General features: G+C 62.0%; 13 protein-coding genes and 1 pseudogene. 6 read left to right on the top strand and 8 right to left on the bottom strand.

Going from position 1 to position 15,261, the window contains the following annotated elements:
• The first annotated feature begins 284 nt into the window (after positions 1-284).
• The 4 genes from IPM54_33505 (at position 285) to IPM54_33490 (ending at position 2,448) form a co-directional block, all read left to right on the top strand.
• Positions 285-1,004, top strand: a complete 720-nt coding sequence (locus IPM54_33505) for a hypothetical protein (protein ID MBK9264687.1) — start codon at positions 285-287, stop codon at positions 1,002-1,004.
• 23 nt (positions 1,005-1,027) lie between these two features.
• Positions 1,028-1,531 carry a J domain-containing protein gene (locus IPM54_33500; protein ID MBK9264686.1) on the top strand — a complete coding sequence of 168 codons (504 nt, stop codon included), beginning with the start codon at positions 1,028-1,030 and terminating at the stop codon, positions 1,529-1,531.
• Positions 1,532-1,659: 128 nt separating this feature from the next.
• Positions 1,660-2,073: a GFA family protein gene (locus IPM54_33495; protein ID MBK9264685.1), complete on the top strand. Its 414-nt coding sequence runs from the start codon at positions 1,660-1,662 to the stop codon at positions 2,071-2,073.
• A gap of 9 nt (positions 2,074-2,082) precedes the next feature.
• The gene (locus tag IPM54_33490) at positions 2,083-2,448 is read left to right on the top strand and encodes a hypothetical protein (protein ID MBK9264684.1); all 366 of its coding nucleotides are present in this window, start codon (positions 2,083-2,085) and stop codon (positions 2,446-2,448) included.
• On the opposite strand, the gene IPM54_33485 is transcribed toward IPM54_33490, so the two are convergent.
• From IPM54_33485 to IPM54_33470, 4 genes are all read right to left on the bottom strand, one after another.
• Positions 2,440-2,754: a hypothetical protein gene (locus tag IPM54_33485; protein ID MBK9264683.1), complete on the bottom strand. Its 315-nt coding sequence runs from the start codon at positions 2,752-2,754 to the stop codon at positions 2,440-2,442. The two genes, IPM54_33490 and IPM54_33485, sit on opposite strands and share 9 nt — an antisense overlap.
• A complete protein-coding gene (locus tag IPM54_33480; GenBank protein ID MBK9264682.1) occupies positions 2,751-3,710 on the bottom strand; it encodes a hypothetical protein in 960 nt (319 codons plus the stop codon). The genes IPM54_33485 and IPM54_33480 overlap by 4 nt, the downstream gene beginning before the upstream one ends.
• Positions 3,711-5,397: 1,687 nt before the next feature.
• Positions 5,398-5,826 carry a hypothetical protein gene (locus tag IPM54_33475; protein ID MBK9264681.1) on the bottom strand — a complete coding sequence of 143 codons (429 nt, stop codon included), beginning with the start codon at positions 5,824-5,826 and terminating at the stop codon, positions 5,398-5,400.
• Between the two features lie 486 nt (positions 5,827-6,312).
• Positions 6,313-7,080 carry a hypothetical protein gene (locus tag IPM54_33470; GenBank protein ID MBK9264680.1) on the bottom strand — a complete coding sequence of 256 codons (768 nt, stop codon included), beginning with the start codon at positions 7,078-7,080 and terminating at the stop codon, positions 6,313-6,315.
• 342 nt (positions 7,081-7,422) lie between these two features.
• Here IPM54_33470 and IPM54_33465 point away from each other — a divergent pair, with 342 nt between their 5' ends.
• Positions 7,423-7,923 carry a hypothetical protein gene (locus tag IPM54_33465; GenBank protein ID MBK9264679.1) on the top strand — a complete coding sequence of 167 codons (501 nt, stop codon included), beginning with the start codon at positions 7,423-7,425 and terminating at the stop codon, positions 7,921-7,923.
• Between the two features lie 178 nt (positions 7,924-8,101).
• On the opposite strand, the gene IPM54_33460 is transcribed toward IPM54_33465, so the two are convergent.
• Complete coding sequence (locus IPM54_33460; protein MBK9264678.1) at positions 8,102-12,469, bottom strand: hypothetical protein; 4,368 nt, start codon at positions 12,467-12,469, stop codon at positions 8,102-8,104.
• Between the two features lie 507 nt (positions 12,470-12,976).
• Entirely contained in the window at positions 12,977-13,162 is a 186-nt protein-coding gene (locus IPM54_33455) for a hypothetical protein (protein ID MBK9264677.1), read from the bottom strand.
• Between the two features lie 86 nt (positions 13,163-13,248).
• On the opposite strand from IPM54_33455, the gene IPM54_33450 reads away from it, so the two are divergent.
• Complete coding sequence (locus IPM54_33450) at positions 13,249-13,824, top strand: hypothetical protein (protein ID MBK9264676.1); 576 nt, start codon at positions 13,249-13,251, stop codon at positions 13,822-13,824.
• Between the two features lie 413 nt (positions 13,825-14,237).
• Here the strand turns inward: IPM54_33450 and nusB are convergent.
• Both nusB and IPM54_33440 read right to left on the bottom strand, forming a co-directional pair.
• Positions 14,238-14,722: pseudogene (gene nusB, locus IPM54_33445) on the bottom strand (transcription antitermination factor NusB).
• 14 nt (positions 14,723-14,736) lie between these two features.
• A complete protein-coding gene (locus IPM54_33440; protein ID MBK9264675.1) occupies positions 14,737-15,195 on the bottom strand; it encodes a 6,7-dimethyl-8-ribityllumazine synthase in 459 nt (152 codons plus the stop codon).
• Between the last annotated feature and the right edge of the window lie 66 nt (positions 15,196-15,261).

Genomic DNA, 15,261 nt, shown 5'->3' with positions numbered 1-15,261 from the left:
GCAAACCAAAGACCCAGGAAAAGGTGCCTGTTTGCGTCTCTCGTCATCTCCACCCGCGCAGTGTCGACAAACCATGGCGCACTCGAAAGCCAGCTCCGGATCTGCACTTTCTCACTTCATCGTTCCAACCATCTCGAAAAATTGTCGATTCGCCGTCACTCGTATCACCGGCGATCTTCCGCCTGGCGGCCTCAACAAAAACGTTGACAGCGCCAAAACGATCAGCGAAAGTGTGGTGGTTTGGTGACTGTTCGTCCACCGGTGGCTTCGAGGAGGCGCGGACAATGCCTATCTTGGTTGGAATCGACGGTACAGGCGGCGGAATTGCCCCTGGTGCTTCGCGGGATCGCTCGTACGATCAGGACTTTCGCAATAGCTTCGTCCGCAGAATCTGCAATCGCCAAGCCAGCGCTCGATACTTTCGTGGACCCGTGACGCTGGGCGGTGGTTTACCCGAGGCCATTGACGGCGCACTTGCATTCATCAACGAAAAACGGCGGCAAGCCCCAGACGACCCGATCCTGTTGACGGGCTACAGCCGAGGAGCGGCAGGTGTCGTGGTCGTGGCGGATCGGTTGAAATCGGCGGGCGTTCGCGTTCGGGCGCTCATGTTATTCGATTGTGTCGACCGGCATCTCGCCTTCGACGCCGCATCGATCCCGAACAACGTTGACCATGTCATGCACGTAATCCGGGATCCAGCGGCACGGTCACGCATGTCGTTCGGCAACGACGGTTTGCGTTACCAACCACCAACACAGTACGAGCCCATCAAGAAGTACATGTGCACACACGGTGGCATGGGAGGAACGCCCTGGCTTGTTCCGCGTGGTAGTTCATCAACGGACTACATCAACGAAGGGTGGGATGAGGCGTTGCTTTCCCCGACACGACGCGAACCGGTTTGGACTTACCGAACGAACGTGACCTACGCTCAGGATCGAGCAGTGTCAGCAATGGTCTGGCAAGACGTCCAGCCATTTTTGGCGCGGCATAACTTTTAGGCGAAGAACGTCGCCGGCAGCGCATGACCTTGTCGCCCGCACGGGTTTCCATCACCACCACCAAGCGTCGCCGCTTTCTCTGGTGCGCTTGGTGGACGGGCGGGCCCGTACGCTCGCCATTTCGTCCGCCAGATGCGTATTCGGGCGGCGCGCGGACCCTGGAGGAAGCGAAGGAACACGCCGCGCGGGCTGCAGGCTGTCCAGTTGTGGAAATCGAGCCGCTATGGGCACGTGCATTCATTCGATTACAGCAAGGGTTGCCGCCGTTCGTCGAAAAGAAACCTCGACGCCCGCCCGAAGAACCTTCGCAGCGATTCCGGCCCAGCGTGGTCGATCGATCGGCCGATCCATTCATGATTCTGGGGCTTTCAGCGGCAGCATCGGTCGATGACATTCAGCGCGCTTTTCGCATGCGGGCATTCGAAACGCATCCCGATCGTGGCGGCAAAACAGCCGATTTCATCCGCGTGAAGTGGGCTCAGCTCGAAGCGCTCGAGCGCGCACGAAAACGAAGGTGTCGCCCGTAGCCCTGGGCGCAGGGCACATCTGCGTGAAGGACTGCTTCCAAGGCTCGTGCCTCCAGGGTAGCCGCTCGCAGTGATCGGTGAATGGTTGCGGAAAGAAAAACGCCATGAAAGAACGATGGATGTAGATCATGATCACCGGTGGTTGCTTTTGCGGACGCGTTCGATACCAGATTACTTCACCGCTCGGGCCGGGGCGTAGTTGTCACTGTTCTCGGTGTAGAAAAGCATTCAGTGGCGCCGGCTCCGCATACGCCGAAGTGACGCCGGGTTCATTCTCATGGGTGTCCGGCGAAGACAATCTGAGCCACTACGGCACGGCTGCCGGATGGGGCCTATGCTTTTGCCGGAGCTGTGGCAGCACGCTGTGCGGCATGGCATCAGGAAACGTGCACGGCGTCACGCTCGGAAGCGTGGATGGCGATCCTGGTGTGCAGATCGAAATGCACATCTTCGTCGGGTCCAAAGCTCCGTGGGACCATATTGGCGGGCACGCGCCGCAGCACGAAGCGTTTCCGCCCGATGCGCCGACGAACGAGCATTGAAGGACATCCATGCGCCCGGACGAACACGAGCTGCGGGAATGGGCTCATGCCCCTGCTGCCGTCGAGCCACAGCAAGACTTTGATTTACTTTTGGCCACGATACCCCAGCGATCGTATGTCGAATTCGCTGGGGATGTCGCCTGCCCGAAGGCCGAATACTTTCTGAAAATTCTCTACCTGATCGTCGGCGATGCAGTTCGCACGAACTACGGCTGCGAGCGTCGAGATACGGTGGACGACCTGCTTCAGGCGGGGAGGACGCAGGGCTCGGCGAGAATAATCGAATGGGTGGCCCGATCGGAACGGCTGATGCTCCACCCGGAAGAATTCGACTATGATCTCTGGTGCGCCGGCGGTTTCGTTCGGTCATTTTGAGGTGGTACGCTTCTTCTTCTTTTTCTCGCTCAGAAACCAGCCGAAACGCTCGAGCGAGACGCTCCCGGATTCATCGAATTCGACGCCCTCGGCTTCGAGGAGCATTCGCTGGAGCGCGCCACCGACGGGATCTTTCAACATGGCCTGCAATGCATCGAGCTGCTTGGCGAGCCCCTCGGCATCGTCGGCCACGACGGAATCGCGCTCCAAAAGCGCCTCGATTTTTGAACTGCCGCCATGTTTCCCAATGCTGGACCGCCAAAAGAGGCTGGCACCTTGGCTGGGATGAACTGCTAAACGTCTCATTCCGTGCAAACCGCACGCTCATTGGACGACATGTCGTGAGCCGCTCCGTTCGGCGCGCATTGGCGTAGCCCGTTGCACGCAAAGGCGCATTCGTCATCGGGATCCAATCCCGCCGCAATGGCTTCGCACATCCCGTCCGTGCCTTGGCCTTTCTTCGACACCGAACACGCCTCGCAAAGACCATCGCATGGTCGATCGCAACAGACGCCATCGACGCACGAGCCCGATGAACACGTTTCGCCCGTTTTACATGCCAATCCATTTCCCTTGCAACCACTCGGTCCGGGGCAATCCTTGTACTTCGCCACCGCGATGACCGTTTCATTGAGCAGCGGCGTACCCCAACCGAAATTCGTATCGAAGCTCGAAGACCCCGCATAAACGGCACCCAAAGCGTCCGCAGTGACTTTCAACCCGTCCCCACTGAGAATGTCGACGTGCCACATTGCATTGCCCAAGGCATCGAACTTGACGATGAATTTCGCTCCCGACAATGACCCCGTGCCGAAGTTCATCGAGCCCGCGTAGTCGCCCCAGACCGCCATGTCGCCCAATCCAGCTCGAGACAAACCGACGGTTCCCATTGTGAACGAAGCGTTGCCGTATTGCTTCTGCCATACCACGGTCCCATTGGGCGAAAGCTTGATCAAACCGAGATCCCGCGGACCGACGGCCGAGAGCGGACCATTACCGTAATCAACGCTGCCCGAAAAACCGAGCGCAACGAGGACATTGCCATGGGCGTCGACATCCCAGGCGGAGCTCTGGATCGTCCCGGAGAGCGATGCCGATTTGGACCACAGAAATCCCCCATTCACGTTGTGCTTTGCGAGGTTCGTGGCCGATCCCGAATAAAACTCGCCCTTCGGGCCGAGCACGATGCGACCACCCATCCCCGCAGGTGGCAAAATCTTCAGTTCGAGGTGGTCATATCGGTCATAACGCAGGAGAGACACATCCGAGGTCGGGATTCCATCGCCGAAATCAAAATTCTGGCAATTGAAACCATCGCATGGCCAAACCCATGATCCATGTTGGCCCGCGTCATTCGCACCAATGAGTGCATGGACCGAGGCGTTGCCACAACCATGCGCCCCGCCCCCCCCCCCCCCACCCTCCCCCCCCGGGCGGGGGGGGGGGGGGGGGGGGCGCGGGGGGGGCCGCGCGCCGGGGAACCCCCCCGCCCCGGCCCGCCCCCCCCGGGGGGCCCGGCGGCGGGGGGGCCGCGGGGGCCCGGGGGGGGGGGGCCCCGCGGGGGCGCCGGGCCCCCCCGCGGGGGGGCGCGGGGGGGGGGGGGGGGGCCGGGGGGGGGGGGGGGGGGGGGCCCCCCGCCCCCCCCCGGGCCCGGCCCCCCCGCCGGCCCCGGGGGGCCGGGGGGGGGGGCGGGGGCCGGCGCCCGCGGCGGGGGGGGGGGGGGGGGGGGGGGGGGCGGGGGGGGGGGGGGGGGGGGGGCGGGGGGGGGGGGGGGGGGGGCGGGGCAAAGGCCCGGCGCGGCCCCCCCCGGGGGGGGGGGGGCCCCCCCCAACCCCCCCCCCCCAAACCCCCCCCCCCAGAGGGGCCCCCCCGGGGGGCGCGCCCCCCCCCCCCCCCGGGCCCCCGGGGGGGCGGCGCGGGGGGGGCCCCGGCGGGGGGGGGCGCCGGGGGGGGGGGGGGCGGGGGGGGGGGGGGGCGGGCGCCCCCCCCCACCCGGAAAAGCGGCCCTCCCCCCCACACCCACCACCCACCACCAACCCCCCAAAAAAGCCGGGGGGGGGAAGCGCCCGGGGGGCGGGCGGCGCCCCGGGCCGCCGGGGGGGGGGGGCGGGGGGGGGGGGGGGGGGGGGGGGGCGGCGCCCGCCCCCGGGGGGGGGGCCGGCCCCGCCGCACCGCCGCCGGCGGCCCCCCCCCAGCCACCCAAACCCAACCCCCCCCAACAAAAACAAACAAACGGGGGGGGGGGGGGGGCCCCCCGGGCCCGGCCCCTCCCCGCCCAAATCAACCCGTAAGGGGGGGGGGGGGGGGGGGGGGGGGGGGGGGGGGGGCCGGGCCCGGCCCCCGCGGGGGCCCGTTTTGGCCTGGGGACACCCCCCCCCCCCCCCCGGGCGGGAAAGGGGAAAAACAAAAAAGGCCAAGGGGCCAAGGGGCCGGGGGGGGGCGGGGGGGCGCGCCCGGGGGGGGGGGGGGGGGGCCCCGCCCCCCCCCCCCCAACAACAACCCCCCCCCCGGGGGGGGGGGGGGGGGGGGGGGGGGGGCGGGGGGGGCCGGGGGGCCCCTCTGTTTTGGGGTTGCTCCCCGCCCCCAAACCCCCCCCCCCTTGGGGAGTGCAAAAAACGTAACGGCCCGGGGGGGGGGGGGCGGGGGGGCGGGGCCCCCAGGCCGGGGCCGTCCCCCCGCCCCGGGGGGGGGGGGCCCCGGGGGCCCCCCCCCCCCCCGGGCCGGGGGGGGGGGGGGGGAGGGAAAGGGGGGGGGGGGGGGGGGGCCCCCCCGGGGGGGGGGGGGGGGGGCGGCCTCTTCTCCTTTTTTTTTTTTTTGGGGGGGGGGGGGGGGGGGGGGGCGCCCCCGCGGGGGGGGGGGGGCGGGTGTGGGGGGGGGGGGGGGGGGCGAGCCTTGTTTTTTTGGGGCCACCCGGGCGTGGTCACGGCTCGCGGGGCGAGTTTGGGGACGTCAAAATCGACCAATGATGGAAACGCCTTGTCGGTTCCCTTCGATCATGGGTACGATTCCGATCGACGATGGTAGCCACACGCGCCGGCCGTGGCGCTCGGCCATTGGCTTGTCCCACGGTTCATACGAAAATTCGAAAATGTCGAACGCCTGCGCTGCAAGGACCCCAAGGGTCGCCAGGGTGACGGTCAAGGTGCCATTTCCCGTAAGTGCGCCTGCCATATAGGGGACTCCGGACATGCTCCAATTGTTGGCGAAAGCGGTGAGTCCTCGGATGCACATGCCGTGCATGCAATGAATCATCGGACCCGTCAGCATGTGAATGGGAAGGAGCGCAGCTACGCCGCCAAGAACGAGACTATCGTTGCCTGTGTACAGTCCCCTGAAAATCGGCAATGCAAGGAGAATATCGGCGGGAACGAGCACCATGGCCGTTTGCCATCCATACCATCGCGAAGTGCGTCTCGCCGGAGCTTCGTACCTCTGAGGCGTAATCGATATCCGTGTGGGTGTCGATTCTAGCACATTGCGTGGCAATACGGGAATGGATGGTGGAAGTATGGATCGCGGAAGTGGAGGGTCTCGACGGGGCCGCCGACGAGCCATGGCGTCCTTTTGATGCAGAACGCAGGTATGCAAGGCATCGGCGCTCGTTTGCGCGGATGCGATTGCCGGCCAACCCAATCCCAAGATGAATAGAGCAAGCCGCAAGCACAGAACTCGCATGGTCGCGCTTCGACCGTAGACGGACGGGATGCTTTGATTGCGGCGAACGTGGTTGGCACCTTGGGCCGGCTACCCATTTTCGGATTTGGGCGACACAGCGATTGTGAGAATTCATCGTGAAGGGGTTCGTACTTCACGAGCTCAAAAGCCTACGACGTCCCTGTTACGCTTCTTGAAAAAGGGGTTCGCTCATGCCGCGCTGTCGACCTTGACAAGTAATTCATTCACGCGTTTTTTCGTGGCAACCGAGTAGAGAAACGTCTGGAGGTAATGTCGTAGGCTCTTCTCGCTATCTGCGACCCAACCGACGTCTTCGTTACGCAACCGACAAGGATAGCCCCGAGCCGGTGCCGCGATCGTCACGAGCTCGAACGGTTCATCGCTCACTCCCGGTGCCGAGAGGAGCATCCGGAGGTTCCTACCACCATTTTTTGTGTCTTCCCCCACCACATCGAGGCGTACGCGGCCTTGTGCTCGTCGTTCGAACGTTTCGGCATTCTCACGCGCAATGGCTTCTGGCATCTCGTCCGTTGGTGCTTTCGTCAGATCCGATTGCTCTGCGGCCAGTACCCTCAGTTGTTGGATCACGTCGCGCGTTTTGGAGTCGCCGAATATATCCCTCAATGCTTGGAGGAACTGCGGCTCGGTGGAAACTTCGGCAAGTAGCTCCCCACCTCGGCTTCGCCGAATCTGTAAGGGGTACAGTTCAAGGCCATGCTCGACGTAGAACAAATGGTATCGGTAGTTCTGCAAAGCAGGCACGATAAGCTGGAACCAGTAGCCTACTCGGTCTGGCGGAGCATCGCTGTGCACGACGTCCGCGAGCACGTCGCCCTGGGTCTTCTGTTTGAGATGAACCGCCTGCGCCCGGAGGATGGCGACCGGTGTGTGGCTCATCGGCGGCGGACCGAAATCTTCCGAGGGTGGCAACAGGTCGGGAATGTTCTGGTCGGTCATCGGAGTGGCTCCTCGTCGAGACGGAATACGATGGGAAGATGATCTGAAACGCACGGCAGACCCTGGTCGTCGACAAGCCCGTGCGAGCCCGCCATGCTCAGCACCTGCAATGAGGACGTGTCGAAGGAATCCAGAAGCTCTGGGCTTTGATTGAAGGCCAAGTACTTGGGCCAAGCAAGCCATCCGAGGTGCCAGCCACTCTTGAGGCACACTGGCGCCGACGGCGGGACAATACGTTCGCCAAGGTGAAACGACGGCCGCGCAGGCGGTTATCGGGTGACACGAGATGACGCGGGAACGCGACGTTGACGTGGACGCGCGCTGGAGTTTACTCTTTCCGCCATGTCGAGCGAAAGCGCTGAATCCAAGAAAAAGCTATTCGAACGCCGGCTGCAACCCGTGGCTGCGGGAGCCATCGAAGGAGCCGTGACCACGGCAATCGAGAAGTCGGCAGCGCTGCACGGACTGGACACGCCGCTCGGTGAGGTGCGGACAGCGGTCGTCGTGGAGTCGGTCGAGCAGAAGTCCGGCCTAGGGAAGCTGTTCGGAAAGCCCAAACGGATTCGGCTCACCGCCGTGCTGACCAAGAGCTGGCTGTGGCTGGCCGTGGACGAGGGGAATGGGCCGTCGGCGATCGCATTGCGGCTCGCTGGCATGGAGGTGGTGGACTACGCAAATACGTTTGCCGCCAAGCACTTCGAGGACCACGGGCTGGAGCTTTCGAGCTTCCGTCCGGGTGCGGCGACGCGCGAGACGTACTTTTTGGGGCTCGGGCCAGACGCCGACGCCGAGGCATTCGCAGAGGCGCTGCGGGCATGCGTCACGAGTGCGGGGGCGGCGTAACGGGAAGCCTATTCGGCAGTATGCGATGTTTCCGCTCGGGCGCGGGCTTCGAGCCACGCCGGCACCTCGTCATGCGCAACGGTTTCCAACGTGCCCGCAGCAAGCTGGGACATGTCGCGCTCGAGCTCCGCTGACTGCTCAGGCGTGAACCTTCCGCCTCGTGGGGCGCTTCGAAGCGCTACGACGAACGGATCTTCGGAGCTGCTGGCGGAGGGACCGTGCATGAGCCCACCGTAGCCCAATCGTCCCCCATTGTCAGCGTACGCCTACGTCTGCGGGAGGAAAGGAGCAACGCTGCCACGCCGAACGCTGCAATCGGAGTGCCGGAAGGAGTCGTGTCCACGCTTCGGCAACCACACCCGCCCGGATCTGGGGGATTGATGCCCGGTGTTCCTCCACCACCTTCGCCTGATTCGCCGCCCGCTCCGGACGAGGTCGATCCACCAGCGCCTCCGGAGGAGCTAGATTGTCCGCCATTTCCACCGGTGCCGCTGGAGGAGCTTGCTTGCCCACCGCTCCCGCCGCCGCTGGTACTCGAGCTCGACGAGGAGGATTGTCCACCGTCAGGAGTCGGTTCGCAGATGCCGGCCATGCATACACCTCCTAGGCAACCAGCTCCGTCGGGTTTTACCGGATTCGAGCAGATGCCGGTTGCCGGATCGCAGGAACCGGCGTCGTGACATTCGTCGAGCGGCGCGCAGATGATCGGAGACGCGCCCGAACACGCGCCCGACTTGCAGGTATCCGTCTGCGTGCAGGCATTGCCATCGTCGCACTCGGTACCATTTGGTTTGTCCGAGTATACGCATTGCCCCGAGGCCTTGTCACAAGATACAGCTTGGTGGCACTGTCCTGGCGGTGCGCAGACGATGGGATTCGAGCCCACGCATTGCCCTGCCACGCAAGCATCGGTCTGCGTGCAGGCATTGCCGTCGTTACAAGCTTTGCCGTCCGGCTGGTTTGTCACAGTGCACGTTCCGGTTCCTGGATCGCATGCAGACACGCTCGTGCAATCGGTAGCGGCGGGGCAAACCACGGGGTTCATTCCGACGCACACGCCTTCTTGACACGCGTCCATTGGCGTGCACGCGCTGCCGTCATCGCATGCAGTTCCATTGGGCATCGGTGCATACGTGCACGTGCCCGTATTGGGATTACACATCCCCGGAAGTTGGCACTGATTGGGCGGGCCGCAGACGACGTCGTTCGACCCTACGCATTGTCCAGCCTGGCACGCGGACGATTGAGTGCATGCATTGCCGTCATCGCAAGGGCTCCCATCGGGCTCGTTCGTAACGCCGCACGTGCCGGTCATTGGATCACACGTGGCGACGTTGGTGCATTCGGTGTCCATGGGGCAGACGACAGGGTTTGCCCCAACGCACACGCCCGTTTGGCAAGTGGACGATTGGGTACAGCCGTCGCCATCGTCACATGCGGAGCCATCGGGTTTTTCGGGGTTGTCGCACATCCCGGTTGCCATATTGCAAACACCATCCAAATGGCAGGAATCTTTTGCGGTGCAATCGACAAGGCCGGCTGAGCAAGTACCCGCGACGCACGTATCCCCCGCAGTACACGCATTACCATCGCTACATGGGGTAGCACTCAACGCCGCACAGGAACCATTGATTGCTGCACCGGCGGCCGCGCTGCATGCAAAACAATCGTCGGGATTGCCATCGCCGCAGGCGGTGTTGCAACAGACGCCATCGACGCAGAACCCGCTGGCGCATTCTGCGGCGGCGGTGCAGGTGTGCCCTTGGGAAAGCGCTGTGACGAGACGAGCATACACTCGATTATGCCCGGCGTTCGGTCCGGCACTGTTAAAATGATGATATGCAAGCAACAGGCGTCCGCCACCATCTCCGGCGATAGCCGGATTAATGTGATCGACGCTTGGCACGCTTGAAAGCTGAAGCCCAGATACGTGCGACAGGGCACCTGCTTGGTTGACCCATGTTGAGTAAATCCCCATAGCTGGACTGAAGTCACGATTATCTCGCCACACGACGAAGACCCCCTGCCCATCGCGAACGATGTCCGGTTGATCTTCTGTATTGGCCGTTGCAATGGGAAACCCCAATGTATCAATGACGTTTCCGGTCACAGTGACACGCGTCCCCACGATATTGCCGCTGCCGCCGGCGATTAGAAAATCGAGACCATTATAGGCAACGACTGGGTTCGTGAGGCCGCTCGGGAGGACAAATCCATTGCCGTCCAGGACTACTCCCGACGGCAGAACGCGATTGGCGCGGTTCGAGTGCCACACGACCAGGTATTGCATGCCATCAAATGCAAGCTTTGGCCGTGTGCCAGATGTTGTCGTCCCCTCAATGACAAACCCGTTGGGATCGAGCACTGACATAGACGGCGATAGACGAGCGCCATAGATGTTCCAATTGCCGGCTCTCGAATCCTGCCATACGACGAGCTGATTAGCGCCATCGAATTCAACGGCAGGTGCAATTTGATCACCACTTGCTGCGGTGATGGGTAATCCTCCGGGATCCAATACAACTCCGCTTGATTGCACGCGTGAGCCGTAGATATCGGATGTTGTGCCGCTACGTTTATCGGCCCAAACGACTACGTAATCGGAGCCGTTCCAGTTTACCGCCGGAGTCAGTTGATCGCCAGGTGCAGTAGCAATGGCAATGCCATTTGGATCGAGAACTGTGCCGTCCAACGCAATACGCGTACCGTAAATATCTGTATGAAACCACGGACGACGATCTTCCCATACCGTTAGGTATTGCCCGGCACCCCATGTAACGGCGGGTGTAGTCTGCGCGTTGCCGGTCGTCGAAATGACAAATCCATCTGTATCGACGACTGTACCCGTTGCGCTGTTAATCCGCGCCCCCCAAATATCCCAGGTCGTCGAGCGATTTTCCTCAAAAACAGCAAGGCAATTCGCCGCACCGCATGCGATCCGCGACGACTGGTGCGTGGACGCAGATGAAGTAACCTGAATGGCGGGCGCATCAAGTACCGTACCATTTGGAAGAACCCGCGCCGCTTGAATCTGTAACGGGGTATTGAACGAATCTGTCCATGTAGTGATGTACCGTGTACCATCAAACGCGAGTGTTGGATAATCCTGATCGCCATCGGCCATAACAATGCCGATTCCTTGTGGATCGAGCCGCGTATCTTGCTTGCTGATTCGCGCCCCGTAAACGTCCGCATTGCCCGCACGTCGGTCCGCCCAGACCACAAAACGGTTGACGCCATCAAAGCCAACATCTGGAGAAGTTTCGTGGAATGCGCTTTTGGAAATGTATATTTTCGAGGACACGGCACCCATAGGCGATATTGTGGCACCATAGATGTCTGCGCTCGCGTCAGATTCCTGCCACGCGGAAAAATAGTTAGTACCATCAAACGTTACCGATGCAGAGTGTTGATCTTGCGCGCCAGAGGCGATTGTGAACTTGCCGGGGGAAACTGACGCACCGGCAGCATTCACAATATGACCGTAGATGTCACCTATGTTCCAGACGACGAGGAAATTCGAACCGTTAGAAGCAATATCAACGCTAGATTGGCCATCGCCAAGAATCGTGTATGGTCCGATGACCGAACCAGCTGTGGAAATACGAGTTGATACGACAGTACCCCAAACCCCACCGGTCCGACTATATGCAGCGAGAAAATTCGTCCCATTGAAGGCAATGCCCGGTCGATAACCGTATAGCACGGAGCCAGCGGCCGAAACAAGAAAAGCTCCCGGTGATAGCACCACTCCAGCCGAACTAACTTTTGCCCCGTAGGCCTCTCGAGTCCCCATGCGCTCGTCGAGCCATACCACCATGTAATTTGTACCATCGAATGCGACCGCAGGCGTACGCTGATCGTCAGTCACATATCCCTGAATCGGCTCATCCATGCCAAACTCAGGCGAAATCACCGGATCCAGCACCGCCGGATACGCTGTTCCCTCGACCACCTCCTCGGGGACCGTCAACTCCAATGCACCCGCGTCATCACGATAGTCGACGCGCAAAGCTTTTCGTTCGCCCTTCGCATCGATCCACGTCGCCAAACCATAACGCAAACCAATGCCCGTTGCAGGATCGACGAAATGATGCCCGTTCTCCGTCTCTCCCGTATACTCCTCGCCAGAGACGCGCACGCGAATCACCAGATCGCCTTGCCCCTCGGGCCGCTTCGCAAATGCATAACGCTGCTCGACGCCCTCTTCGGTATTCTCGAATTGCTCGTCGACGTCCCCGCGCGGAAGGACCAAATGCCCGTCCTCGGCAACACGTGGTTCGCTGAGCGGAGCGTCATGAAGTGCCGCGCCCCGGCCAATCGATACCGTTTCGAAATATGCAGGTGCTCCGATCGCCTCAGCGGGCAACGTATTCGTCTTCGGATCCCGCGCCAAGTCCGTGCGCCCTGGTGTGACCGAAATGCCTCCAGCCGACGTCCGAACTTCGTACGACGTGTGCCCACCCGAAAACGAACCTGCGTCATCACGCCGAAACGAGAAATGAACGCGCCGCATGACACCAGCCAGGTCGAGCGGCGCCGACACGTGCGGCGCGTGCGCCGGCGAGGTTGCCGGTGTGTCGCTTCGCTGCCCTGAGCCGAGACGGGCGTATCACCACCCCCAGGTGGACTGTCCGCACACGAAGCGGCGACCGTCGCAAGTCCTCCAACGAGCAACGACAGCATCAGTCCACCCAATACTCGACTCCTGAGTCGGTGAGTTCGCATCGTGGTGATGTCTCGATGCTGGGCGATCGTAATTTGAGCATTTGGCGCATCATCCCTCGCTCATTCGCTGTGCGAACGCTGGTTTGGTAAAAACAGCTGGCGCATACCATGGCACCAGCCGAACGAGAAGATGGATTCTTGCAAATATGCGCCGCGCAGGAGAACGGTGTTCTACGAAGTATTGATGTGATTCATGTTACATGATGCCCCCACATCCACACGCGCACGCCCCATCGAATCCGGAGCGCCCGGCCGCTTCGCAGTCGCACTTTTCATTCTTGCAATCTTGTCCACATTCGGTTAGGGTCCGCTCATGTCATACCAATCACCAACCCACACCTGGACCTCGCTGCTCGCCATCGTCCCGGCGCCTTCGTCCGAAGATGCCGACCTGTATGCGCTCGACCTGCCTTCGAGCGACCTCGTCGAACGCGGAGCGAAAATTCGCAGCGAAAAGATCCTTACCGATCTCGTTCGCATTGGTGGTGTCGCCGCCGAATTCTGGAACCATGCAACCCCTGCTCAAAAGCGGCATTTGCTGGGTTTCTCCTGGCCATTGCTACAAGTCATGGTCCATTCGGGCAAAAACTGGCCGACATGCTCGCCGCCCGCGATTCGAATGCCGAAGAACGCGAAGCCAACCGCGCAGCCGCCATCGCCATTGCCGATCAAACCTATGCCCAAGGTATCGATGAACGCGATCGCCTCTTCGTGGCGCTCCAGGGCGTCGAAACCTTGGTCCCAGGCCTCGAAGCGCGCATCATCGCCGCGCGCGCCACCGTCACCGACCACGAATCCCTCGCCACGTCACTCCATTCGCTGGTCAAACTCGCCCAAGAAGTGCTATCGACGCCGCAATCGCGCGCGGCCCGACAGCTCACGGACGGCGGCGTCAACGCAAGTGAATTGAATGCCATCGAAACCATTGCCAACGCCGTGAAATCGACCGGCGAACAAGCCTCCGGCGCGCGCGAACGCGAGGCACCATCAGCCAAGGCAACCTCGACCATCAAGACGGAACGTGCCTCGCGTACATGGAACGGGTCATGCGCATCTTCAATCGCGCACACGAACGAGACGCTTCGATTCCACGACTCTTGCCCATTGCCACTCGACGCATGTTCTCCATGGGCCGAAAAGCCACCAGTGAAGCAGCTCCAGCCGCTCCCCTAGCGCCCGAAGCCTAACGCGTCGCCATCACCAGCTCCCGGATCCACCGTCTTGCCAGTGCTTGCACGCTTCCCATCCAATACCCACGCCTCGAATACGCATTGCGAGCATTCAACATACGCAGCTCATGTGCCTCGACACACAATGATCACGTGCGAACCACCGACTGCATACGGCTGGAGACCCACTGCGCAGGCGTGACATATCCAGTGCGCACGTTTCGCGTACCGGACTGCGCGTGATCGTGTTGTGGGAGGCATTACTCCGAAGTGGGCGTGCGAATGTCGGATGTGAAGCCCTGCCAGCACGGCTGCACGATTGGGTGCCGCAGTTCTGCCAGCAATGCGCGTATTGAAAGCAGTCGGGGACCGCATAACACGAAACAGCACACCGATCACCACCGCGACTCCCGCCCCTCACCCCCGCTTCCCTGACCGCTTCCCTTGCCGACCCGGCGGCGGCTCCGACCGCTTTTCCTTCTTCGCACCAGGGTCATTGTCAATGCGACCCAAGTCTTCGGCAATCCTGTCCAGCACCCCATTCACGAATGCCGACGAATCTTCCGTGCCAAACCGTTTTGCAAGCTCCACGCCTTCATCAATGATGACCGCGCGCGGCACGTCCGTGCTATGCGACAATTCCCACGCACCAATTCGCAAGATGTTCCGATCCACCCGCGCCATCCGCTCGAGACGCCAATTCACGCTCGCCTTGCGAATCATGTCGTCCACGCGCGATAGCTCGTCCGCCACGCCGAGCAAGCGCGTCCGCATAGTCGCGCCCTCGGATCCCCAGGCGTCAAGCGCCAAAAATGCATCATCACCCGCTCGATCGACCCACCACTCTCGAGCGAAAATAACATCTGTAGTGCAGCCTCGCGGCCAGTCGTTCGAGCTCCCATACCTACAATTTCACTCAGAATCCTGCCACGTCGAGCGCCGACGCGAGCGATACCATTTCAATGACACTCACCGCCGCCTCCCAACCCTTGTTCCCAGCCTTCGTCCCAGCTCGCTCAATCGCTTGCTCGATCGTGTCCGTCGTCAATACCCCAAAGGCCACCGGCACGCCCGTCTGCAACGATACCTGAGCTATCCCCTTGGTCACCTCCGCCGCAACATAATCGAAATGCGGCGTCGATCCGCGAATCACCGCACCCAATGCAATGATGCCATTGACGGACTTTTTCTCCGCAATGCGACGCACCACGACCGGAATCTCCCACGACCCCGGCACGCGCACAATCGTCACGTCCGCCGCATTGCCTCCATGCCGGACAATGGCGTCAATCGCACCTTCCACGAGCCTGTCGACGATGAAATGATTGAACCTGCTCGCCACGAGCGCGAACTTCGCACCCGCAGGCACCACCAAGTGCCCCTCGACGAGCCGGGCGTCCCTCGCTCCACATTCGTGCTCATTGCTTTATCCTTTACGCTT

It is taken from the genome of Polyangiaceae bacterium, assembly GCA_016715885.1.
In the GTDB taxonomy this organism is placed as follows: domain Bacteria; phylum Myxococcota_A; class Polyangia; order Polyangiales; family Polyangiaceae; genus Polyangium.
Note: the sequence above shows the minus strand (reverse complement) of the source record. Positions and strands in the feature narration are given on the sequence as shown.